The sequence below is a fragment of the Luteolibacter rhizosphaerae genome, assembly GCF_025950095.1.
In the GTDB taxonomy this organism is placed as follows: domain Bacteria; phylum Verrucomicrobiota; class Verrucomicrobiia; order Verrucomicrobiales; family Akkermansiaceae; genus Haloferula; species Haloferula rhizosphaerae.
Genome location: NZ_JAPDDR010000013.1, coordinates 1 through 23,557, shown reverse-complemented (window position 1 = coordinate 23,557; position 23,557 = coordinate 1). Strand labels below are relative to the sequence as shown.

Sequence of the window (23,557 nt, the reverse complement as noted above, 5' to 3'; positions counted from 1 at the left end):
TTTGCCAGCAGCTTTTCGGTCACGGGGAACACCCGCTCAGAGGCCTAGTCCGGAAGCCCAAGTGTCCCACCGCTCGGTCAGTCCATGCTTAGATAAGACCTCTCCGAAACGACTCCGGTCAAACTCCGGGAGGGAGACCAGATACACCAACCTTGCCCGATCCTTGGGTCGCCCCAGTTTCAAAGCAATCGCAGCCAAATGCTCCGGGGTCATCACCCGGATCACATGGGTATCGAATTGAATCACCAAGGCTTCGGTCACAGCCTCAGTTTCTAGCCCGGGAGTTGCGGAGAGAAACTGGACCGGAAAGCCGTTGATCAGAATACCTTCTTCGTCGAAGTCTCGAAAGCCCATCTGGGACAAGCGCTCGAAAAGCGGGGACAGCGAGACCAAGAGTGACCCGGGGGATGCCTCTAAGAAAACGAAGACATCGATATCCCGCGTGGCCAAGGGCTCCCCATGAAAGCCTGCGGCAGTTGCACCTCCGATGGCATACGCGCTAAGGGAGCCTTGCTTCAGTAATTCTTCGAGGACATCGCAGACTGCTTCCATGCCTTCTTGATCACTTCGAGCTTCCGGGTTTCCAAGATCACCTGCCCCAGCAGGGCCACCTTCTCCCCTACCGGCATTTTCCGCTGCTTCTCGCGCCAGCGCGGCATGCCTCGTTCTGGAAAGGTCTGGGATGGGTCGGCCACACCGGACCCTAGCATTCGTTCAAGCGTGTGGAAATATGAAACCATCATTCACGCGATCGTCTCCATCCCCTCCAACACCAGCACCGGCCTTTCCTCCGCGTCACTCCGGTCCAGATCCACCGTCAGCTTTAGCATCCAGTCGTTGTGCTCGTCCGGGTCCACCAGAATCTGCTCGACCTTCCAGCGCCGCGGCTCTTCGTCGTCGATCCGCGAGTGCTTGGCCGCCCGCGCTTCCGGGTCCAGACGGATCCTGAGGTGCTCCGCGAAGTAGGCATCCAACAAGCCCTCCACCCGCCCCGCATTCCACGCGGTCCCATCGCCGTCCGCCGGTTCCACCTGGGCCAGCACCGCCGCGGTATTCTCCTCGGCGAACGCCTTGACCAAGGTGAACACCGCATTCCGCAGCGCCCGCGTGAAGGCCGGGCGATTCCGCGTGAAGGCGACATGCTTCCGCTGCTCCGGCGGCTTCTCCTCCTCCGGGACATAGTCGGGATTCTTCAGTTTCTCCCACTCGTCGAGCAGGCTCGAATCCACCCCGCGCAGGATCTCGAAAAAGTATTCCTCCGCCTCGACCAGTTCCTCGGTCTTCGCCATCGGCGGCACGGTCTGCGAGAGCACCTTGTAGACCTCCGAGAGATGCCGTAGCAGCACCGCTTCGCTCTTCTCCAGCCCGTAGGTTTTCACATAGTCCTCGAAGGACTGCCAGTGCTCGAACATCTCCCGGGCAATCGACTTCGGCCGCACCGCCGCCTCCTTCATCCACGGCCGCTCGGCCACGAAGGCGTTGTAGGTGTCGTAAATGAAATCCTTCCCGGGCTTCGGCCACTCGACCTCTTCGAGCCGGGCCATCCGCTCTTCATACTCCACGCCCTCGTTCTTCAACTGGCCGATCAACTCGCCCTTCAGCAAGTCCACCTGCCGCCGCAGGATCACTTCCGGATTCTCCAGGATCGCCTCGACGAGCGAGATCACGTTCAGCGCATAGTCCGGCGATTCCCGGTCGAGCTGCGGCACTGCATCAAGCAGATACAGCCCGAGCGCTTGGTTCATCGAGAAATCCTCTTGCAGCTCCACGTTCAGCGCGACCTTCACCGGGCCCTTGCGCTCGGCCGGCGGGATGATCCGCAGGATGTTTCCCTCCACCAACCCGCGGAAGATCTGAAAGGCCCGCTTCTTGTGCGCCTTCTTCTTCGCCGCCGTCTCGTGGCTGTTCCGGATGATCTTCCGCAGGGCGTCGCAGCCGTCCTCATGCTCGCGGCTTAGCACGTTCAGCAGCATCGAGTGCCGCACCTGAAAGCTCGATACCAGCTTCTCCGGCGGTGCATCGATCAGCCGTCGGTAAGCCTTCTCGTCCCAGTTCACGAAGCCCTTCTCCGGCGGCTTTCGTTTCACGAAGCTTTTCTTGCCCGAAGAGGACGCCTTCTTCTCCAGCCGCAGGTTCTCGATCACGTGCTCCGGTGCCTGGCAGACCACGTAGCCGATGTGGTCGAAGCCCCTCCGCCCGGCACGCCCGCAGATCTGCTTGAAGTCCCGCACCGCCAGCGTCTTCGTACTACTTCCGTCGTACTTGAATAGCTGCGTGAAGAGCACCGTGCGGATCGGCACGTTCACCCCCACCCCCAGCGTGTCCGTCCCGCAGATCACCTTCAGCAGGCCGCGTTGCGCCAGCTTCTCGACCAGGATCCGGTACTTCGGCAGCAGGCCGGCGTGATGAATGCCGATCCCGTGCCGCAACAGCTTCGAGACCTCCTTCCCGTAGGGGCTGCGGAAATTCGCATCGTGCAACACCTCGGCGATCCGCTGCTTCTCTTCTTTCGTGCAGAAGTTCGAGCTCGTCAGGTTCTGCGCCGTCTGCGCGCAGGCCAGCTGGGTGAAGTGCACCAAATACACCGGCGCCTTGTTCTGCTCCACCAGCTCCCCGACTTTCTCCTCCAGCGGCGTCTCGCTGTAGTCGAACTCCAGCGGCACCGGACGCTGCTCGGATTTCACCAGCGTCGTCGGCGCACCCGTCAGCTTGGTCAGCGTCTCCTCAAAGAAAGCCGTTTCCCCCAGCGTGGCGGACATCAGCAGGAACCTCGCCTGCGGCAGGGTCAGCAGCGGCACCTGCCAAGCGAAGCCGCGAGACGCATCCGAGTAGTAGTGGAACTCGTCCATGATCACGTCATCCACCTCCGCCTGCGCACCCTCGCGCAGCGCCAGATTCGCCAGGATCTCCGCCGTGCAGCAGATCACCGGCGCGCCGGGATTCACGGTCGCATCGCCCGTGATCATGCCCACCTTCTCCGGCCCGAAGACATGGCACAGCGAGAGGAACTTCTCGTTCGCCAGCGCCTTGATCGGCACCGTGTAGTAGGACTTCCGGTTCTGGCAGATCGCCTTGAAATGCATCGCCAGTGCCACCAGCGACTTCCCCGATCCCGTCGGCGTGTTCAGGATCACGTTGTTTCCCGCGAAAAGCTCCAGGATCGCCTGCTCCTGATGGTCGTAGGGCTCCACCTCCGTCTCGATCAGGTAGTCCAGGAAGACGCTCAGCACCTCGTCATTCGAGGTCGGATTCGAGAGCTTGGCAGGATCGAGCAAAATCATCGGGCCCGCGGACCATGGCGGCGGATTTCCCCGATGGGAAGCCGCAGCCGTCCCATGCTCCGCAAAAACACGCAGATTCGACACACGCGCTGCATTGCCCGGGTGGCCCGTTTGATGCTTTGGTCGCGCGTGATTCTCAGGTTCTTCGCGCTTGCCGCCGTTTCTCTCGGACTCCTCGCCCCGGTTTCATGGGCGGATGAGGTGATCCGCATCATGGCGGCGAACACCTCGAGCGGAAACTTGCAGTCCTATGACCCCGGCCACGGCAACCGCATCTTCCAAGGTCTCGATCCGGACATCGCGCTCGTTCAAGAGATGAACGTGACCTTGAACGGGTCCAAGAACAGCGCCGCCACTTACCGCCAATGGGTGAACGAGAACTTCGGCACCAGCTTCCATTACCACGTGGAAACCGGCAAGAGCATCCCGAACGGCATCGTCAGCCGCTACCCCTTCCTCGCCACCGGTGTCTGGGAAGACACCCAGATGCCCGACCGCGAGTACGTCTGGGCCCGCATCGATATCCCGGGCGACATGAACCTGCTCGCAATTAGCGTGCACCTCAGCTCCGGCGGCGGCTCCAGCACGCGGAACACTCAGGCAGGCAATCTCCGCACTCTCATCCAAGCGAACAAGCTGGCCACTGACCACGTGGTGCTTGGCGGCGATTTCAATACCGACAGCCGCAGCGAGGCATGCCTGAGCACGCTCTCGCCCGTTGTTGTGACCTCGTCTCCTTGGCCCGTCGATCAGGCCGGCTTGGGCGGCACCAATGCCAGCCGGGCCAAGCCTTACGATTGGGTCGCGCCGGGAGCATCGCTCGCTGCCCTTTCCACCCCGCTCGTCATCGGGTCGAACAGCTTCGCGAACGGCCTTGTCTTCGACAGCCGCGTCTACACCCCGCTCACCGCGGTTGCTCCCGTCATGGCTGGCGATAGCGGCGCCACCGGCATGCAGCACATGGCGGTGATGCGCGCCTTCCTGATCCCGACCAATGACCCGCCGTTGATCGCACAGGGAGATTCGGTCTCTGTCACGCTCTCCAAGAACAACACCCCCATGGCCTTTAGCCGTAGCCTCAGCGCGACCGACCCGGAAAACAACACCCTTACCTGGTCAATCCTCACCCAAGCTGCAAACGGCACCGCAGGCATCGCCGCCCCTGCCAGCGGTGGCAGCGTGAACCTGAGCTATCAGCCGGCACTGAACTACACCGGCAGCGACTCCTTCGTCGTGCGCGTCTCGGACGGCCAAGGGGGCACTGACACAATCACCGTCAATCTCACCATCCAGGAACCGCCGAATACCGCACCCGTCATCCTCGAGGGCTCCTCCGTGGCGGTCACGCTCTCGAAGAACAATGCGCCCACCGCCTTCAGCCGCAGCCTCTCCGCCACGGATGCGAATGGTGATGCGCTCTCTTGGGCCATCCTCACCCAGGCCAGCCATGGCACCGCAGGCATCACCACCCCTGCCAGCGGCGGCAGCGTGAACCTCAGCTATCAGCCCGCGCTCAACTACACCGGTAGCGACGCCTTCACCGTCACCGTCTCGGATGGCCGGGGCGGCAGCGATTCCATCCTCGTGAATCTCACGATCGAAGCGGTCTCCGCGCTCGACACCTGGACCCACGCCGCCTTCCAACCGCTCGACCCGGAAGAAGAAGCCACCGTCTGGGGTGAAGCCGCTGACCCGGATCAGGATGGCTACACCAACCTCGAAGAATTCGCCCACGGCCTCGACCCGAAGGTCGCCGATGCGGCTCCGAATCTCCTCGCCTTCGCCTCGCTCGAAACGGATCACGCCATCCTCACCTTCAAGATGCGCATGGACGGAGCCTCTCCCGCGCTCGACTACGCCATCAGTTCCGCTGGCGATCCATCCGCGGCTTGGTCACCGGCAGTCTACACCCTCCTGAGCGACACCGATCTGGGCAACGGCTTCACCGAACGCCGCATCCGTCTGGATACATCTCCAAGTCTCTCCCGCCTCTTCTACCGCCTCGTCTACACGCGCGCTACCACTCCGTAAACGCGGCCATGCCGCCTTGGAGTGCGCGCTGCCTGCTGCCGTGAAGCTGCGAAGGTAGCCCCGGGTATTCCCGCGGGAGCGTTTCGAGCTACCTCGGCGCTACGAAGATAGGCTGCCCTCGGTAAGCCCCCGGGAAAAAATCTCCATTTTCCCGTCCGCTTTTCTGGCCGGTCCCGAATAGTTCAAGAAGACCACGACCATGAACGATCAGGATCTCATCCGTGAATTCGCCGCCACTCGCTCCGAGCAGGCATTCCGGCGGCTGGTGGATCGCCACTGCGATCTCGTCTTCAGCGTCGCCGGCCGCGTGACCCGGGATCCGGATCTCGCCCGCGATGTCTCCCAGCAGGTCTTCAGCAAGCTCGCCGCGAAGCCCGCCTCCGTCCCGGCCAATGTGCCGCTCGCCGCATGGCTTCACCGCACCTGCCGCTCCCTCGCCATTGATCTGGTCCGCAGCGAGGAAGCCCGCCGCAAGCGCGAATCCGCCCATTCCCACCCTTTCGAGATGAACTCCGAACCCACGCCCGATTGGTCCCGCTTGGAGCCGGTCATCGATTCACTCATCGACGAACTGCCGGAGATGGAGCGCCGCGCCGTCCTCCTCCGCTTCTACGAAAAGCGCTCCCACGGTGCCATCGGTGCCGCCCTCGGCCTGAGCGAGGAGGCCGCCCGCAAGCGCATCGACCGCGCGCTCGAACGACTCCGCTCGCTTCTGTCGAAGCGCGGCATCGCCACCACCTCTGCCGCGCTCGCCACCATTCTCCCCGCCCACGCCACGGCACCCGCCCCCGCGGGCTTCGCTGCCAGCCTTTCATCCACCGCCCTTTCCACTGCCGCCACCACCGCGGTCTCAAGCACCAGCATCATCGCCATCATCATGAGCCACAAAGCCATCGTCGCCGGAGCCTCGCTCCTTCTTCTCGCCGGAGTCACCGCCATCGCCGTTCCCCGCATGCGGGATGGAAGCGATAGCACCCCGTCCGCAACATCCTCCACCACCGGCAGCGCCCCCTTCTCGGGCAGCGCCCTGCCCTCCGCCGCCTCCACCGGCAAGCAGCGCAGCAACGAAACCCAGGCACGCCTCACCGCGAAGTACGGCGATGCCCGTACCAAGCTCTCCGCCCACCTCCACGGTGAAATGATTGCCCTTCTCGAGGACGCCATCTCGGTCATGGAGATCGCTCACAGCATGAAGCTCGGCGAACAGTTCGGGGACGACCCGGCCGAATCGCTGGGAGAACTCGGCGAGAAGCTCAACCTCACCGAGGAGCAGAAGAAAACCCTCGGCCAGCTCGAGAACGACTCCTTCAAGCGCGATGGCGAGGAAGCACGCTCGCTGATCTCCCTGCTGAAGAAGGAGCCCGCCTCGCTGATGGAATACCTGCTCGCCTCGGATGCCGTGAAGCGTGGCGAAATGACTCCCGCCGCCTTCGCGGAGCTCGAGAAAACCCTCAACATCCCCGAGGATGATCTCTCCATGGCCATTGGCGACACCGATTCCATGGAGTCGGATTCACTGGACGACGAAGCTTTCGTGGAAGCCTTCCTCGCCATCCTCGATGAAGAGCAGAAGCGGATCTTCCAGGATGGACTCGCCGCCCGCACCAAGGAGGAAAAGACCGAGGCCGAGCAGGAGTTCTCCACCCTCGAAGAGATCGAGAAGCAAGTCGCCTCCGGCCGCAAGATGATCGGCGGGGCCAAGCAACTGATGGAAGGGATCACCGACGGGGGTATCCTCGATCAGCTCCAAGACAAGTAAGCTCCATAGCCACAGCCATGACACGGCGAGGTCTCCCGGCGGGAGGCCTCGTCTGCGTTCGGAGACCGGCTAATCGAGGAACATCGACATCAGGCCTCCGACAATGCCCACGATATCCACCGCCGCGCTTCCGGAGCCGTCGAAGGACCGCGGCTCCCGGTCGAAAACGTATGGCTGCCGCCCCTCCACGCTCACAAAGGATGGCCCCGGCTTCCGGATCTGCTCCAGCTCCCCTTGCATCCGCTTCACCCGCGCCGCCTCGTGCGCCTGATAGATCAGCTTGCCCCCGGCACGCCACCATTCGGTCAAGCGGCGCAGCTCGCTCCCCTCCAGCCACACGCCGTGGGTGCCGCAGCGGTCGAGGATCACCCCGCTCTTCCCGCCGAAGTGCAGGTGGCTCATCCGCTCGGCGCACATCGGACACTTGAGGTACACGATCTCATGCTGGTGGCCGAAGTCCTCCGCGATCTGGTTGAGCTGCACCGGATCGAGCCACACCAGCGGATTGGTCTGCGCATCCAGCAGCGCCTCCAGTTCGCCCGGATTGAAGAACATCCCGAAGCAGGTCGTGCAGCGCTCGATCCGCATCTTCGGCTCGGTGTCGAACTCGATCACATCCAGCGCCGTCGAACAATGCGGACAGGGCAACGAGGCATCCGTGCCCAAGTCACGGAAATGGATCTGGCGCAGGTTCACCTCCTGCCGCACCCCGCAAAAGGGGCAAAAGCTCATCGAACCTTCCAGTCGTCCGCCACAACTCGTACACTTCACGCGCAAGCTTCTGCCCGTTTCCTCAGATAGGGTCAATTCCAGCGGACCACCGGTTTTGGAGTCGCCCACGAAAAAGCCCGCGCAGGAGATCTCCCGCGCGGGCTGGCAAGCTTCTGTCCAGCTCAAGGCTGCGGCAGCGGCACCGCACGATAGAAGGCCTTCGGCTCCGGTGCCTCATCATCCAGATAGGGCATCTCACCGTTGGAGGGTGCCTGCATCTCGTCCAGCGTCTCCCAGCCGCCCAGCGTGGTACTACGCTGGATCTCGTAGATCCGGCCCGGATCGCCGTAGAAGCTAAGCGACACGTCACCGGCCTCCGTCACGTGGATCTCGTTCGGGGAAAGGACCAGTCCGGTCACGATCAGCGTGCCGCCGGGGCTGGTGGTGGCCACCATGCCCGGACCGGTCACGATCACATCGTAGGTGCCGGAGCTGCTGCCGCTGATGTTGCTCAGATCCAGCCACGGATTGGTCGCGCCCTCGATCGCCACGCCATTGTGACGCCACTGGTAGGTGAAGGGGCCGGGACCGGCGACACTCACCGTGAAGGTCACATCCTCGCCCGCATCCGCGATCCGGGTGCCCGGCTCGCCATGGAATTGCGCGGCCAGCGAGCCCGGCGCGGCCGGAGCGCTCGCGCGCACCAGCACGTACAGGCGCTTGGTGGTGTAGCTGTTCGCATTCGCCGCGAAGGTCCAATCGATCGCATTGTTGATCGGCGTGTTGTTGCCGATGCCCATCTCGCTGTTGCCCGTGAGGTTCGAGCCCCAGTTGTTGAAGCCCATGATCGTGTGCCCCGCACCATGGTTGTGGATCTGCATCGAGCCGTGACCGCCATTCGTCATCCGATCGCCGAAGTCGAAGAGCGTGCTGCTGGCACCCGGGATACCGGTGTCGTTTCCGGCCTCGTAGTTACCGCCCCAGAACTCGATATTGCCGGTGGCGATATCGGTCCCGTTGGTCACGCCGGCCACGTTCGAAGCCACGTTCATGTGCGTCACGATCTGCTGGATCGGCACCGGGTTCGTGGTCAGGGTGGGCACCCCGATCTGGCTCGGCAGACGAGTGTGGGCATCGAAGGAGGCGTAGGCCCAGTTGCCGTTCAGCTCCATCAGGTAGGCCACGCGATCGAAGGACGAATCGCCGAAGCGGCGCTCGTCCAGGTCGTAGTTCACCCCGTTGTTGTTGTAGTTCGGCACCGCACCGGGCAGCCCCAGGCTGAGCATGTGACGGTAGCCGGAGATCTCCGGCACGTTCGCGAAGACCGCCGGCGCCGTGTAGCCGTTGAAGTTCGCGGTGCGTGCCGTGGTATTCGCCGCCGGGCTACGATCCCGCACGCCGCTCACATTCACCGTGTAGGCCGCACCCGCGGTCTGGGCGCTAGTCCGCACGATCAGATCCGTACTGCCCTGCATCTCCACCCCGAGCACGCTCAGGCCGGGGATATCCACCACGGCGGCGCTTGCGGAATTCTCCGCGATCGGCTCGCTGAAAGTCAGCCGGACGGCATCGAGGTCGATCGAGGGCCTCACCGCGGTGATCGCGGGAGCCGCCAGGTCGGAGTTCCCCGGCAGCACGTAGACCTGCAGCAGGCGCTTCAGGTTCCAGGTCGCCGCATTGTTCGCGAAGGTCCAGTCCGTATCCGGTGCCGGTCCGTTGCCGATGCCGATGCAGAGCGGGTTGTTCGTGTTGGCCGAACCCCAGCGATTGAGCGCGAACAAGGTCTGGCTCGCGCCGTAGTTGTGCACTTGCATCGAGCCGTGGCCCTGGCCCGTGCCCGCTCCGCCGTCGCCGAAGTCGAAGACTGCAGGACTGGCATTCGGAATGGCCAGCGGGTTCGACTGGTTGTAGTTGCTCGGGAAGAACTCGATATTCCCGGTCGCGATGTTCGTGCCCGTGACCACTCCCGGAGCATTCGAGAACACGTTCATGTTCGTCACCTGCTGCTGGAACATCCAGCCGGTCGGAACGCCGATGCGCGCGCCATTCGTGGTGAAGGCATCCATGGAGGTCCACACGTAGGTGGGCGCCGGATCGCCGGTCTTGTTGAGCTCCATGTAGTAGGCCACGCGGGTGAAGGGCCCCAGCGCGGTGCCGAAGTTCTTCTGGTAGGTAAAGGCACCGGTGCCGCTCTGCATGTTCCCGCTCGCCGGGACATCCACGGAATAAGCCAGCTGATAGCCCTCGGCCTCGGGCACCTTCGCGATCAGGTCCGGGCTGGTGGTCGTGCCGGGCAGCACCAGCACGTGCAGGGTCCGCTTGCTGTAGTTCCCCGCATTGGCAGCAAAGGTCCAGTCCACGCCACCGTCGACGGGAGCCGTATTGTTGCCGATGCCGAGATCCAGCACGCTGCCATCCGCACCGAAATGGTTCAGCGCGAAGATGGTCTGGTTCGCCCCCGCATCGTGGTTGTGCACCTGCATCGAGCCGTAGGTCCCCGTGGTGCGGGTATCACCCGTGTCGTAGGTCCCGGCATTGGCATTCGGGATCGCGATGCCATTCGCCTGCGTGTAACTGTGCGGCCAGAACTCGATGTTACCGCCCGTGGCCGTCGTCCCCGTGACGATGCCGGGAGCATTCGAGAGCACTTCGAGGTTGGTGACATTCTGCTGATAGACCGCACCGCTGGCAGTGGTGGGGATACCGATGTGATGGCGACCGCCGGTGAAGGCATCCATTGAGGTCCACACGTAGCGGGTAGGCTGCCCCTGCTGCTGGAGTTCCAGATAGTAGGCCACCTTCGTGAAGTTGCCGGGCGCGGAGCGGTCGTCGAACTTATAGGGATTCCTCGCGACGAAGTTCCCCACGGTCGGCAGATCCGCGGAGAGCACCAGTTGATAGCCCGCGGAAGCAGCACCGACATTCGCGATGACCTCCGCCGGACGCGTCTCGGTGGAGACGGCGATACTTGCGCCGGCCGCGATCGGATTCGCATTTGCCGAGCTATCGCGCACCTCACCCACGGAGAGCGTGAGCGATACGGCCTGCGGATGTGTGCTGGTCTGCAAGGTCACGGAGCGGCGATCCGCGGACAGCGTGGCGGAAAGAACGCTTACCCCGTTGTCCAAGCTGAAGTCCGAGGCGCTCACCGACGCGGTGGCCAGCGGCTCCGAAAAATTCACTACCACCTGCGAGCGACTGGCCGCGGCCATCGCGGAAACAAGGGTCGGCGCGGTGTGATCCCCGGTGGTGCGGACCAGCACCTGCAGCGTCTTGACGTTATAAGCCCCCGCATTATTGTGGAAGGTCCAGTCCCGGCCGTCGTTGACGGGTGAAGGGTCGTTGCCGATTCCCAGATCCGCGATCCGGGCGACCTGACCCGTGCCACCCCAGTGGTTGAAGGCGAAGACGGTCTGCGCGGCACCCGTGTTGTGCACCTGCATCGAGCCGTAATCACCCGCAGAAGGCTGATCGCCGAAGTCGAAATGCGTGGCGCTCGCGCCCGTCACGTTGGCGGAATTCCCCTTCTCGTAGTTGCTTGGCCAGAACTCGATGTTCCCGCTCAAGCTATTCCCCGTTGCTAATCCCGCCACGTTCGAGCGCACCGTGAGATTCGTCACCGGCTGCTGGAAGAAAGCACCGCTGCCGAAGGTCGGCACCGCGATTTTGCCCGCGTCCTGCGTGAAGGCATCCATCGAGGTCCACACGTACTGCAGCTCGCCGTTGTCGGCCTGCAGCTCGAGGTAGTAGGCCACCCGATCGAAGGGTCCCACCGAGGCCCGGTTATCCACCTGATAGTTCGGCTGGGCCTGCCGGTAGTAGGCATTGCTCGGGATATCCAGCGAGTAAGCCAGCGCGTACTGCTCGGACTCCGCGATGTGGTTCTGATAGCCGCGCGGGATCGGCGGCACGAAGGTCATGATGCTGTTCGGCGCGATCGCGTTCGGAGTCGGCGTCTGGCGGTCCACGATGTTGTTCACCGTGACCGTATAGACCGTGTTCTCCGTCTGCGCTGAGGTCACGAGCGTGACCTTGCGCTTGGTTGCATCCAGTGTGGCGGATGAGATCGTGAGCCCGCCATCGATCGCGAAGTTCGCCAGGTTCGCCGCGGAGTCGGCCACGGGCTTGCTGAAGGTGACCGTGGCCTCCGTGCGCGACATACTACCGCGAATGCGCGAGATCGCCGGCGCGCTGAAGTCCCCCTCCGGCGTGGACAGCGCTTGGATCGCACCCAGCCACGCATTCGCCATCTTGTCGGAGCCCGTCTGGTTCGGGTGCAGGCCGTCCGGCATGTCGGAGAGCGGCACCGCCGCACGCATGTCCAGGAAAGTCACCTTGCGCCCCGCGGCGATGTGCGCGTTCACCCGCGCCTGCACGAAGGCGTTGAACTGGTTCTGGATGTTCGTATCCACCGCGCCGCTGCGCTGCATGATGTTGGTCACCACGATGTTCGCGTGCGGTCTCAGCGTGGCCATCTTCAGGATCAGCGCATCCCAGCGGTTGATCGCATTCGCCGTGTCGAAGTTCTGGCCGAAGTCGTTCGTCCCGATGTGCAGCAGGATGAAATCCGGATCCTCGATCGCGGAGAACCAACCCGACACGTTCGAGTCGAGCTGGTCGATCCGCCAGCCGCTGTGGCCCTCATGCTCGCGATCGGTTAGAGTGCCGGGATTGGCCGTGTAGGTGCCCACATAGTCCACGTCGTATCCCGCGTTCGTCAGGATCGTCCGCAGCGTGGTGCGGTAGTTGCTACTGGGAGATCCCTCCGTGATCGAATCCCCCATGGGCAGGATTCGTATCGGGGCTGCGGAGAGTACGGAACACGACAAGATCGCGACAGGCGCGAGGAGGCTTCGCCAGGGGGTATCCATTGGGTTTTATGAGAATTGGGTAGTAGTGGATCCTAGCCACCCCCCTCCAAAAGCAATCCCCCATTGCGCCCCCTAGGAATAAACCTAGTCCGCTGCGCACCAACCCTTTGAACCTCAGTCTCCAAATGTCGAAGGTGGGACCCCGATCTCCAAATCGTACATTCCCCACCCTCTCCCTAACACCAAGCTTGCAATCCCCGGGCGTCCCGCGACCCTCCGGGGCGTGATGGCAGATTCCCGCGCAACCGCCCCGCGCCTGCGTTCGCTCGATGCCCTGCGCGGCTTCGACATGCTCTGGATCATCGGGCTCTCCGAGTTTTTCATCCAGCTCGCCGAGATCACCAAGATCGGCTGGCTCCAGACTTGGGCCGTCCAGATGGATCACGTCGCCTGGGAAGGCATCCGCATCCACGACCTGATCTTCCCGCTCTTCATGTTCGCCTCGGGGATCTCGATCCCCTACGCGCTCAAGCCCAAGCTGGAGGCCGGAGTCTCGCGTGCAAGCCTGCTGCGCACCGTCATCCGCCGCGTCATCATTCTCATCGTCCTCGGCATTCTCTACAATGGCGGGTTGAAACTCGTCGGCTACTCCGAGCAACGCTTCGCCAGCGTCCTCGGCCAGATCGGCATCGCCTACGGTGTTGCCGCCACCGTCTTCCTCTTCACCCGCTCATGGAAGGGCCGGACCGCATGGTGCCTCGGTATCCTCATCGCCATCGCCGTTCTGCAACTCCTCGTCCCGGTTCCCGGTCACGGTGCCGGCGTGCTCACCCCTGCGGGCAGCATCAATGCGTGGTTCGACCAACGCTTCCTCCCGGGCCGTCCCCACGAATGGGCGCCTTACGATCCTGAAGGAGTGCTCTCCGTCATCTCCGCCTGCGCCCTCACCCTCGGCGGCCTGCTTGTCGGCGATTACGTCCGCTCCTGGGAGAAGCCCTCCCTCACCGCCGCCAGTCGCATCCTCATTGCGGGCACCGCCGTCTTCTTCCTCGGCTGGATCGCCTGGCACCTCGGCTACCCGCCCATCAAGAAGATCTGGACCAGTTCCTTCAATCTCCTCGCCGGCGGCATCTGCACCTGGCTCTTCGTCGTCTTCTACCTCCTCGTCGATTTCCGCCCGCAGCCGAATTGGAGCTTCTTCCTCCAGGTCGTCGGCATGAACTCCATCACCATCTACCTGCTGGAGCGCGTCGTCCCCTTCGCGGACATCTCCGGGTTCTTCCTCGGCGGCCTCGCCTCCAAGTCCGGCCACTGGGGTCCCCTCCTCATCACCACCGGCATCCTCCTTATCGAGTGGCTGGTGCTCTACTTCCTGTGGAAGAAGAAGACCTTCTTAAAGGTTTGAATCCGGTGGCCCTTCGGACTCCCGATGACATCGGGCGGATTTCTCAATCGAGCAACTGCCCGTCTTCCGAAACTCGGACCGCCGCGCCGTCGTAGAACTCTTCCCGCGTCCGGATCCGTCCGGTGCTGACGAGATCATCCTCGTCTGCACCCCACGTGGCCCCCCGCGAATAGATGAGAATTGCATAGCTCCAGCGCTCGCCGTCTTGTGAAGAACCCAAGACCGCCCCGAGTTCACCGGCAACTTCCTCAAGTCCGGCCCGACCGGCCTTCACCCGGACTTCCTCGTAGAATGCAAAGGGCGAAGATCTCATTCCGATTTCAGACATCGGGCAAGGCATCAAAGGTTAGCGTCCTAACAGCTTCTCGGGTCGGCTAGACCTCGTCTCTCCAACTGGGCCGCTCGCGTGTTGTAAGGCTTCTCGAGCAATGGCACTCCATATTCAAGGATCGATCGCCTGATGTCCTCCACGACAGCCTCTGCATTGCTGCCATCACGATCGACCCACCAGATGTCCTTCCTCAATCTATCTTGCTCCCGCATCTCAGGATTCCGGATGGCAATTTGGTCGGCGATATTATCCAAGCCATACCGGACCTGACATCGGCTTTCGTCTGGAATCAGAAGACCGTCATCCACGGTTTTGACCGGATGCGAGCCCGGAAAATCCAAATAGAAAATCCCGAGCCGTGCGGTGAGTGACGAGGGAGGGAAACCGGTGACCTCGGAGAAATAGTTCCCGACCGCCTTTGTATGAAAAACCCAGATCGCATCGTCCAAGTAACGCCATGCAACGCGGCCCTTGAATTTGCTGAAGCCGATCTCCCGAAGTGTTGGAACTACCACACGCTTCAGGATCTTATTGATGTCGCCTGATGTGATCATGGACGGGACAGGAAAGCGGCCCCCCCCCATCGTCCGGATAATCGCGGCCCGATCAAGCGAACTCCCCTCGCCCCGCAGCTTCATCCAAAACAAAAACACCCCGCCTCTCTCAAGGCGGGGTGCTTCTGAAAAACTAGCGAGTCCGGGAAATCAGATTCCCTTCTTCACCACGTCGAACAGCAGGTCGATCACGCGGTTGGAGTAACCCCACTCGTTGTCGTACCAAGCGACCAGCTTGAAGAAGGTCGGGTTCAGCTCGATGGACGAACCGGCATCGAAGATCGACGAGTGTGCGTCGTGGATGAAGTCGGTCGAAACCACTTCGTCTTCGGTGTAGGCCAGGATGCCCTTGAGGTAGGTCTCGGAGGCATTCTTCAGCGCGGTCTTGATCTCGCCGAGCGAGGTCGCCTTGGTCGTCTTCACCGTCAGGTCGACCACCGACACGGTCGGGGTCGGCACGCGGAAGGACATGCCGGTCAGCTTGCCCTTCACTTCCGGGCAAACCAGCGCGACCGCCTTGGCGGCACCCGTGGTGGACGGGATGATGTTGATCGCGGCGCTGCGGCCACCCTTCCAATCCTTCTTCGAAGGACCGTCCACCGTCTTCTGCGTCGCGGTGTAGGAGTGGATGGTGGTCATGAGGCCTTCCTCGATGCCGAATCCTTCCTTGAGGAGGACGTGCACGATCGGGGCAAGGCAGTTCGTGGTGCAGCTCGCGTTGGAGATGATGTGGTGGTTGGCGGGATCGTAAAGCTCGTCGTTGACGCCCTGCACGAAGGTGCCGTCTTCACCCTGCGCCGGAGCGGAGATGATGACCTTCTTGGCACCGGCCACGATGTGACCCTTGGCCTTCTCGGCGGCGGTGAAGAGACCGGTGGACTCGATCACCACTTCCACGCCGAGTTCCTTCCAGGGAAGGCCGTCCGGAGTGCGGGCGCTCACTACCTTGATCTCGTGGCCGTTCACCACCAGCACGTCGTCCTCTTCCAGTTCCGGCTTGGACTTCTTGGAAGTCACGGTGCCGTTGAACTTGCCCTGCGTGGAGTCGTACTTCAGCAGGTAGGCCAGGTTGTCGGCGGGCACGATGTCACCCACGGCGACAACGTTGAAGGTGGTCCCGAGATGGCCCTGCTCGACGAGGGCGCGGAAGACGAGGCGCCCGATGCGCCCGAACCCGTTGATGGCAATGGTGGTCATGGTAGTAGCTCGTGGTGGCCGCACTCTGCGGCCGGACTGGATCCCGGCGGGAGAGCCGCCGGGGGCGGGATTGTGCATGCGCTCCCCTGTGCGTCAATGCCCCCGTGGGTCAGGAAATCGACACAATTCCGGACGCAGCAGCCCCCGTGCCGCAGTCGGATTTCAGGGGTTCTCCCCCCACACCTCCGGCCTGCAGCATCCATGATTGAACCTAGCCGCGGGAATTCACCCGCGCAAGCGACCCTCCTTGGCGCGCCGCCTACGGGCCATTCCGCGCCAGAGCCTCAGCCGTCCCATTCGATTCTCACGAAACCCCGCCCCACCGGACAGGGCACGCGCGCCTCGACCGTTTCGACCATCACGCCGTCGATTTCCGCCGTGCCGGTGACACTTTCCACCACTCCTTCCGCCGCTTGCCAAGACTTCATGTCCCCGCTCACCGCGATCCGATAAGCCCCGGCGGGAAGGCCTTGCCGCCTGGTGAAGGTGAGGTGCAGGCCGCCCTCGTTTACTCCCAGCACCTTCACGGGCGAGCCCGCTTGGGGTGCCGTGGCGGAGGTCCCGAAGAAATACTCCAGCGCATCCGCCAGACCGTCCCCGTCGGAGTCGAGCGTCGTACCAGCCACCGTCGCGTCCGCCTCACCCGCCGCTACCGGCGGCGTATATGGTGCCAGCGCCCAGCGCAGGAACAGGATCTTCCCGTTCTCGCCCAGGATCGCGAAGCCGTCTGTCCCCCAGCGCACCATCTGCTTGTGGGCACCGGGATAGTTCAGACCTCCGATCGGGAAGGTCTCCTTTTCCTCGCCCGTCTCGGTCGAGTAGGCATACAGGAAGATGTTGTTTGTGAGGTAGCAACTCTGGTGCGCCGCATCCACCCAAGGAATTCCCCAGTTCCCGTTGGGCAGGCTGAATTTCACGCTCAGGCTGGTCGTGTCGATCAGGCGCCCCGAGGAGGTGAAGAGCAGATTGCCGGACGCCCGATAGTCGGTGAAGGGCGCGAACAGGGTGTTCGCAACCATCGTCTGCGTCACTCCGTTCGCATCCACGGTCATCCGGTAGAGCTCCGCGCCGGTGTTGCGGCCGTTGAAGCCGTAAAAAACATTCGGATCCGGGCTCGCCTCGATCCGGTTGCCAGTCCACGGCCGCGGCGTCACGTTCGGACGTTTGACCGCCCCGTCGTAGACCGCCACCCCGGCTTGCGTCCATGTGGTCGGCGGATCGTTCCGCGCCACCATCAGAGCGGTTCCGTCGCCCTCCAGCACCAGCATGTCCTCCGCCCGGTAAGCCGGATCATCACCCAGCGGGATCAGGAGATCCGCCGTGCGGGATACCAGATCGATCCGCTGCACCGCGGGCTGGTCGAGCAGCGCCGCGTAGAGGTAGCGCCCGTTGCGCGAGATCGCCAGTGCCGTCGGGTTGCCCGTGAAGCTCACTCTGGCCATCACCAGCCCGGTCAGCGGGTCGATGGCGCTGACCGCACCCTGCGCACCCGGCTTGCCGCTGGATGCCACGCTCGCCCAGATCCAGTTCCGCGTCGGGTCGTCGATGATGTCTTTCGCGGTGAAGCGTGTGATCCATCCCGCGTTCGGCCCCATCGTGTAGCGCGCATGGTTGATCGCCTCGGCCTTGTTGTTCGCCAGTTGGACCTCCACCGCCGGCGAGGTGACCCCGGCATTGCAACTTAGCACCCCTGCCGTCTCCGGATTCCCGGCGACCCGATAGACCGCGCTCGCACCGGCTGCCAGCGGGCCGCCCTTGATCGTCACCCTCAGACCTTCCACGGTGTGGGTCGCCCCCGGAGCATCGATCGTCCCCAAGGTCTGGTTCACGGACAGGTTCACGCCGGTCACCGTGCTCGTCACCGCACTCTGGCCCACATTCGTGATCGTCACCGTGTAGAAGGCGGGAACCCCCACGTGCACCACCGGCGGCGCTTGGACGCTCACCGCCAGATCGCTTGGCACCGCGGACGGCGTCAACTGGCTGCTGCGGACGAGGATCAATTCGCCGTTCGAGCGGAAGGCCATCCGATCACCACCGCAGCGGAGGAAATCCCGCGCCCAACCCAGCCCTTCCGGCAGCGGGGTCTCCAGCACTTTCACCATCGAGTTCGAATCGTAGGCGGAGATCCTCCGCGCGCTGTCGGCACGGCTCCCCCAATCGAACTCGTGCTCGACGAAGAAGACCCGGCCGATACCGGTCTCGGGCAGGGCCGTTCCCGAGGCATTGAATTCACCTTTCCAAGTGATCGTCGCCCCGTCGATCCGCCGTCCGGTATCCATCACCACATAGTCGCCGTCCGAACGCAGGCCGCCCCAGAACTCCCGGATCGCCCGCATCTGGCCTTCTTCCACCACCACCCCGGTGGCGCTCACCCGCAGGCGGTAGAAGTCCGCCCCGGTCGAGTCCGTGTTGATGCCGAAGAAGATGCCCGGATCGGCCGAACTCGCGATCTCGTTGACCGAGCCTTCCCAGGACGTGATCTCCTGCAGCCGTTTCACCGCGTCGTCATACACGGCCAACGCCGCGAAACGGGAAGCCAAGGTCCGGTTCTGCATCGCCACCACCACGCTCCGCCCATCGCCCTGCAACACCTCAATCTCTCCCGCGAAGCGATCGGGCCCCAGCTCGATCAGGATATCCAGGGTCCGCGTTTGCAGGTCGATCCGCCGGATCGCGGTCATGTCGAGCAGACCGGCATAGAGCCAGCGCCCGTCCGCGGAGATCGCCAGGGTCCCGGGCGCATTGCTCATCGGGATGCGATGCTTGATCGTGCCGTTCGCGGGATCGATCGCCACCACCGAACGCGCCAGTCCCGGCGGTCCTCCCGGTGAGACGCTGCACCAGATCAGATCTTGCACCGGGTCCTTCACCATCCCGGACAAGGCAAGCTGCAGGCGGTTGACCGCATCCAAGCCCCGGTTGTAGCTCACCGGCACCACCGCGGTGTCCGAGTTGTTGCCGGCCCGCGGATCGTCGGATGTCGCCTCCAGATAGGCAAAGCACTGCGCCGTTCCCGGCTGGTTCATCCTCGTAACGATCTCGATCCGGACGTCCTCATCCGGAGCCAGGTCCCCGAGATAAAAGCTATACCAATTCCCGTCCCGGACGAAGGGCGCGCCATCCACCGATTCGACCACTTGGCCTTCGGTGACGAACACGCTCGCGAAGCACTCGGTCGCGGGGTTCGGACCCTCGTTGAGAATATCGACACGGTACCGGATCGGCTCACCGACCATCGCTTCGCCGGAAGTCACGCTCACCTGCACGCCGAGATCCGCCGGATCGCCGGACGGGATCAGGTGCGGGTCGCTCAGGAGCACCACCGTTTGATCCACGCTGAAGGCGATCCCGTTGTTCCCCCAGCGGATCATCCGCCGCGGCAACCCGTAGCCCTTGGGAAGCCGCCGCGAAAACTCGGACATCATCGTGTCCGTGCTGTAGCTGGTCAGCACGTCGTAGTTCCAGCCCGCGTCGCCGCTAGACTCCAGGAAGAAGGCGCGGTCGCGCTGCGGGTCCGGCACCATCGGCCCGTTCGTGCCGAAGTTGCCGAGCCCCTTCATCGCCAGCCCGTCCACCACTCCGCCATCCGTGGCGAAAACCTTGTCGCCCGCCGATTCCAGCCGGATCGCGAAGTTATAGGAGAACATGTAGCTCCGGCTCGCCACGGTCCTCACCCCCTCTGCATCCACCTTCAAGTGGCTGAAGCCGAAGCCGGTGCTGGCATTGTCATAGCCATAGAAAATCGAAGCGTCCGGTGAGTCTTCCAGCACCGAGGAATTGAAGCTGTGCTCGATCCGCGGCCGGACGACCCCGTCGTCATAAACCGCGACCCCCTTGATGCCCGGCCTGAGCAGCGGATCATAGCGCGAGATCACGATCGAGCGGCCGTCGCCGTCCAGGATTTCGAAGTCGCCGCCGAACATCCGCTGTCCGTCGGCCGTGCCTCCGAAGACGTGACGTAGATCCTTGCGATGGAGATCTAGCCGCACGCGCTGCATCAGCGGCAGATCGAGAAGCACGGCATGGAGATAGGTCCCGTTCTCGGAAACCTTCAGCATCCCCGGCGTCGCCCACAGGGGAATGGGCTGGCTGATGTGCCCGGTCGTAGGGTCCAGCGATACGATGCTGTTCGCCAGACCCGCTCCGGCCTCGGCACCGAGCGCCAGCCACAGCAAACCCCGCGTCGGATCTTCAACGATGTCGTTGATGGCGAGACGCAGCTCGTTGAAGGCTCCCGGAGCGTTGTCGAATTCCACGCTCACCGCCGCCACCGCGGGCTCGAAATCCGGATCCACGACCGAGGAACTGGCCGCCGCGCTGGCGGCAATCAACCCGGCACCCCCGGCGCGTGCCTTGATCTTGAAGCTCCTGCTCCCGCCCTGCGGCAAGACGCCCGGATGGAAGGAAATCCGCTTGCCCGACTGCGTGTAAGGAATCGCCGGGGAATCGACCCGCTCGATCGTCTGGTCGCCGCCGAGATCCACCGTCACCAGCGTATCCGGTGCCTGCGCCGTGCCTTCGTTCGAGACCACCACTTCATACTCGACCGGATCCCCCGTCGCCGCAGCGCCAGTGCTCGATTCGATCCTGACTTCCAGATCCGCCGGGTTCCCGGCTCCGGTCAGGCGCGGGATCTGGAACAAGGTGATCCCCTTCTCGCTGCGGAATGCGAGGCCGCTCTCGCCCCACCGCACCAGACCCTTCGGATTCGTATGGCTGGCCGGTAGGTTGACCTGCGCGATCTCGTGCGCGGTGGCGGGATCGAAGGCTTTCAGGGTCCGGTAGCCCGCCGCCTCCCAGGCGAGGAAGTAGACCCGCTTCCTCTGCAAGTCCGGACACACCGGGCCGAATGCCGGGAAATTGATTTCCCGTTTCATTGCCAGCCCGTTGGCCATCCGCCCGTGGTTGTCGAAAACAAAGTCGCCCGCGGCCACCACCTCGCCCACTTCTTCGTGGAAGATCCCTTCCATCACCGGCCCTTCGGTCACGCCGTCCGGTCCTAGGAAGATCTTCCGGAAGCCGTACTCGGTGCTCAGTCCGTTGAAGCAGAAGAAGACCCCCGGATCGCTGGATGCCTCCAGAAAGTTGCCGATGTTGTTGTGCTGGATCTTCTGCGGCAGCAGGACCCCGTTCTCCAAGGCCCAGACACCGCTCAGGGTCAGGGAAATCAGGCGATTCGGATTCCCCGGCACTGTTGCCATATCCAAGGCCTGCGCACCGAAACTCCTCACCACGGTGAAGGTCGCCAGATCGATCTGCGAAACCATCCCGTCCGACGTATGCGCGACGTAGAGGAACTCGCCACCGCTCGTGATCGCCAGTTTCCCGCAGTTCGCTCCGATGTTGACGGTCGCCGTGACCGCCCCGGTCTTCGGATCGATCGCCAGCACCTTGTTCGCATGCTCGCCGCCGTCCCAGCTGAAGGCCGCATAGATCTTGCCGCGGGTCGGGTCCACGGCCAGGTCGGAGGCCTTCATCGCCAAGGTGCGGGCCACGCTCAGTGCGATCTCCGTGGAAGCCGTTCCCCGCGTAGCGCGCAGAGCTACCGGGGCGAGCGCTGCCTCCGGCAGCGTCACCTGGCCGGTCCAGCTTCCTTGGCTGAGCGTCACCGTTGCCGGGCTCACAGCGTGGGTGCTCCCGTCCGCATTCACGGCTACCAGGTTAGCCGCACCTTCCACGCCTTCCAGCACCAGCCCGCTGCCATCCGCCGCACGCAGCGTCACAGGAAACGGGGTTCCTTGCTCGACAGCCCCTGCCAGGGGGTCGAATCGCAGCTTGGAGAGATCGTTCTCCAGCACCCGGATCGTCGTGCTCCCGTTCTGGTAGCCCGTGGCTCTTGCCGTCACGACGTGGCTCCGGTCGCTTTCGGCAAAGACGTCATCGCCAGAGTTGAGCGTGAACGTCGCGGTCGTCTCGCCCGGTAGCAATTCGATCGGGCCCGGTCCGTAAAGGCTATGGCCGGAAACCTCCAGGTTCACCCGTGTTCTAAGGTGAGGATGGCTCGCGCCCATGAACAAGGTTCCGGTCACACTGCCGCCCTCGCGCACCGTGGCGGGAAGCTCGACCCGCAAGCTCATCTCGTCGTTGTCCACCGCCGTGGTGCTGGTGCTGGCGCTTCCGCCGGCAAAAGTCGCATTCAGGCCGACCTCCACGTCACCGTCGAAGAGCGTGTCGTTCGAGGCCGAGAGCGGAAACGTCATCTCGATCGTTCCTGCCGGGACCTCGATCGTCGCCGGAAACTCAAGTTGTCCGGCCGGATCTGCGGCCAGTTGCACAGGCACCACCGCATCCGTGTGACGATTGAAAACCACTCGCCCCTCACCGGCTGGGCCGCCTTCCCGCAACTCGGCCGGGAGCTCCAAGCTCACCGCGAGCGGAGTCACGTCACCGACCCGCACCGGAGCGGCCGCCACCTCGCGACCCGCCCATCCGGCTCTCACCGTGGTTTGACGATGGGGATTCAGGACCCCGTCATTCGGAGCAGAAACCGTGAACTCCACGAACTTCGCCTTTTTCGGGAAGGTGACGCTCGCCGGGAAATCCAGCACGCCGGAGGGATCGCCCGACAGCTGCAGCGTCATGGTCTCCTTGGTGACCACCCCGCGCGTCGCGCGCACCTTCAGCGGCGCGGCTCCTTCCGTCACCACGGCGGGAATCTGCAGCTCCACCCGCGGATCGAAGATTCCGGTCACCTTGACATCGTCGATCGCCAGTCCGGCCCACGGCGCGGACATCCGTCCGAACCACGAGAAGCGGATCATGAACGGCACCTTCCCGTATCCTCCCAGCGAGGCCGCCGCCGCATCCAGCGAAAGGGTGAAATCCTGCGGGCCGTTCGGCAGACCCACGAAGGACTGCACCACCACCCACCGTTTGCCATCCACGCTCACCGAGACCGCATCGAAATCCCGCCCGGATTTGGTGTAGATCCCTTCCGGCACCGGACGCCCGAGATTGCCGTCCCCAATGCTCTTGGCCTTGAAACTCAGCACCACATCGCGGTGATCAAGCAGCGGCAGACGCAGGGTCGCCTCGGTCACCGAGTGCTTCGCATCGTTTTTTGCATCGTGCAGCACCAGCTGGCGCGTCCCTTGGATCGGCTCGAAATCCGCGCTCAAAATGGCCTGCCCCTGCACCGTCCGGCTGACCTTCCAGTCCTTGGGCAAAAAACCGGTGTCGAAGTTACTTGTATGCAACACGTCCGCGGAGACCTGCGCGATGCCTAGCAAGCTCCAAGCGCCCAGCCAGCAGCCTGCGGATTTCCAGCGGTTCATGGCCGTCTTCTCAGGGCGGGAGGAGGTTTTGCGCAAGCGCATTCCTCTACCATCTCCCCCTTCCGGACGCCTAAGAAGCCGTCTGAAAAATCATCTCCGTCCGGATTTTGATCTGTACTAGCCGGGTGAGGTATTGGAGAAGCTCGCGATGCGCGAGTATCCCTGTAGCCTCACCGATTCCGAATGGGAGATTCTTCGGC

The 23,557-nt window shown here is 63.4% G+C and carries 12 protein-coding genes; 3 read left to right on the top strand and 9 right to left on the bottom strand.

Features of this window, described 5'->3' with window-relative positions; translation table 11 throughout:
- Positions 1–36 precede the first annotated feature (36 nt).
- The 3 genes from OJ996_RS21345 to OJ996_RS21335 form a co-directional block, all read right to left on the bottom strand.
- Positions 37–552, bottom strand: a complete 516-nt coding sequence (locus OJ996_RS21345) for a hypothetical protein (RefSeq protein WP_264515717.1) — start codon at positions 550–552, stop codon at positions 37–39.
- On the bottom strand, positions 516–659 hold the full coding sequence (locus tag OJ996_RS21340) for a hypothetical protein (protein WP_264515716.1): 144 nt from the start codon (positions 657–659) through the stop codon (positions 516–518). The genes OJ996_RS21345 and OJ996_RS21340 overlap by 37 nt, the downstream gene beginning before the upstream one ends.
- 84 nt (positions 660–743) lie before the next feature.
- Complete coding sequence (locus OJ996_RS21335) at positions 744–3,281, bottom strand: DEAD/DEAH box helicase (protein WP_264515715.1); 2,538 nt, start codon at positions 3,279–3,281, stop codon at positions 744–746.
- A 129-nt stretch (positions 3,282–3,410) separates the two neighbouring features.
- On the opposite strand from OJ996_RS21335, the gene OJ996_RS21330 reads away from it, so the two are divergent.
- Together OJ996_RS21330 and OJ996_RS21325 are read left to right on the top strand one after the other, a co-directional pair.
- The gene (locus OJ996_RS21330) at positions 3,411–5,312 is read left to right on the top strand and encodes an Ig-like domain-containing protein (protein WP_264515714.1); all 1,902 of its coding nucleotides are present in this window, start codon (positions 3,411–3,413) and stop codon (positions 5,310–5,312) included.
- 199 nt (positions 5,313–5,511) lie between these two features.
- Positions 5,512–7,071 (top strand): RNA polymerase sigma factor, encoded by a 1,560-nt coding sequence (locus OJ996_RS21325; RefSeq protein WP_264515713.1) that lies wholly within the window; start codon positions 5,512–5,514, stop codon positions 7,069–7,071.
- Positions 7,072–7,140: 69 nt separating this feature from the next.
- On the opposite strand, the gene OJ996_RS21320 is transcribed toward OJ996_RS21325, so the two are convergent.
- On the bottom strand, positions 7,141–7,803 hold the full coding sequence (locus OJ996_RS21320) for a TFIIB-type zinc ribbon-containing protein (protein ID WP_264515712.1): 663 nt from the start codon (positions 7,801–7,803) through the stop codon (positions 7,141–7,143).
- A 161-nt stretch (positions 7,804–7,964) separates the two neighbouring features.
- Positions 7,965–12,566, bottom strand: a complete 4,602-nt coding sequence (locus OJ996_RS21315; protein ID WP_264515711.1) for a GDSL-type esterase/lipase family protein — start codon at positions 12,564–12,566, stop codon at positions 7,965–7,967.
- A 313-nt stretch (positions 12,567–12,879) separates the two neighbouring features.
- Between OJ996_RS21315 and OJ996_RS21310 the strand changes: the two genes are divergently transcribed.
- Positions 12,880–13,998, top strand: a complete 1,119-nt coding sequence (locus OJ996_RS21310) for an acyltransferase family protein (protein ID WP_264515710.1) — start codon at positions 12,880–12,882, stop codon at positions 13,996–13,998.
- A gap of 43 nt (positions 13,999–14,041) precedes the next feature.
- Here the strand turns inward: OJ996_RS21310 and OJ996_RS21305 are convergent, their stop codons facing one another.
- The 4 genes from OJ996_RS21305 to OJ996_RS21290 all read right to left on the bottom strand — a co-directional run bounded on the left by OJ996_RS21305 (position 14,042) and on the right by OJ996_RS21290 (position 23,357).
- Positions 14,042–14,326: an Imm31 family immunity protein gene (locus OJ996_RS21305; RefSeq protein ID WP_264515709.1), complete on the bottom strand. Its 285-nt coding sequence runs from the start codon at positions 14,324–14,326 to the stop codon at positions 14,042–14,044.
- 26 nt (positions 14,327–14,352) lie between these two features.
- Entirely contained in the window at positions 14,353–14,883 is a 531-nt protein-coding gene (locus tag OJ996_RS21300; protein WP_264515708.1) for a DUF4304 domain-containing protein, read from the bottom strand.
- A gap of 150 nt (positions 14,884–15,033) precedes the next feature.
- Positions 15,034–16,080 (bottom strand): type I glyceraldehyde-3-phosphate dehydrogenase, encoded by a 1,047-nt coding sequence (gene gap / locus OJ996_RS21295; protein WP_264515707.1) that lies wholly within the window; start codon positions 16,078–16,080, stop codon positions 15,034–15,036.
- 284 nt (positions 16,081–16,364) lie between these two features.
- Positions 16,365–23,357 (bottom strand): hypothetical protein, encoded by a 6,993-nt coding sequence (locus tag OJ996_RS21290; RefSeq protein ID WP_264515706.1) that lies wholly within the window; start codon positions 23,355–23,357, stop codon positions 16,365–16,367.
- Positions 23,358–23,557 lie beyond the last annotated feature (200 nt).

What these genes read in the sequence shown, in the direction of transcription:
- OJ996_RS21300 (WP_264515708.1), bottom strand. Translation starts at nt 14,883, where the DNA reads ATGATCACATCAGGCGACATCAATAAGATCCTGAAGCGTGTGGTAGTT.
- gap (WP_264515707.1), bottom strand. Translation starts at nt 16,080, where the DNA reads ATGACCACCATTGCCATCAACGGGTTCGGGCGCATCGGGCGCCTCGTC.
- OJ996_RS21310 (WP_264515710.1), top strand. Translation starts at nt 12,880, where the DNA reads ATGGCAGATTCCCGCGCAACCGCCCCGCGCCTGCGTTCGCTCGATGCC.
- OJ996_RS21340 (WP_264515716.1), bottom strand. Translation starts at nt 659, where the DNA reads ATGCCGCGCTGGCGCGAGAAGCAGCGGAAAATGCCGGTAGGGGAGAAG.
- OJ996_RS21320 (WP_264515712.1), bottom strand. Translation starts at nt 7,803, where the DNA reads ATGAGCTTTTGCCCCTTTTGCGGGGTGCGGCAGGAGGTGAACCTGCGC.
- OJ996_RS21305 (WP_264515709.1), bottom strand. Translation starts at nt 14,326, where the DNA reads ATGTCTGAAATCGGAATGAGATCTTCGCCCTTTGCATTCTACGAGGAA.
- OJ996_RS21345 (WP_264515717.1), bottom strand. Translation starts at nt 552, where the DNA reads ATGGAAGCAGTCTGCGATGTCCTCGAAGAATTACTGAAGCAAGGCTCC.
- OJ996_RS21335 (WP_264515715.1), bottom strand. Translation starts at nt 3,281, where the DNA reads ATGATTTTGCTCGATCCTGCCAAGCTCTCGAATCCGACCTCGAATGAC.
- OJ996_RS21290 (WP_264515706.1), bottom strand. Translation starts at nt 23,357, where the DNA reads ATGAACCGCTGGAAATCCGCAGGCTGCTGGCTGGGCGCTTGGAGCTTG.
- OJ996_RS21325 (WP_264515713.1), top strand. Translation starts at nt 5,512, where the DNA reads ATGAACGATCAGGATCTCATCCGTGAATTCGCCGCCACTCGCTCCGAG.
- OJ996_RS21315 (WP_264515711.1), bottom strand. Translation starts at nt 12,566, where the DNA reads ATGGGGGATTCGATCACGGAGGGATCTCCCAGTAGCAACTACCGCACC.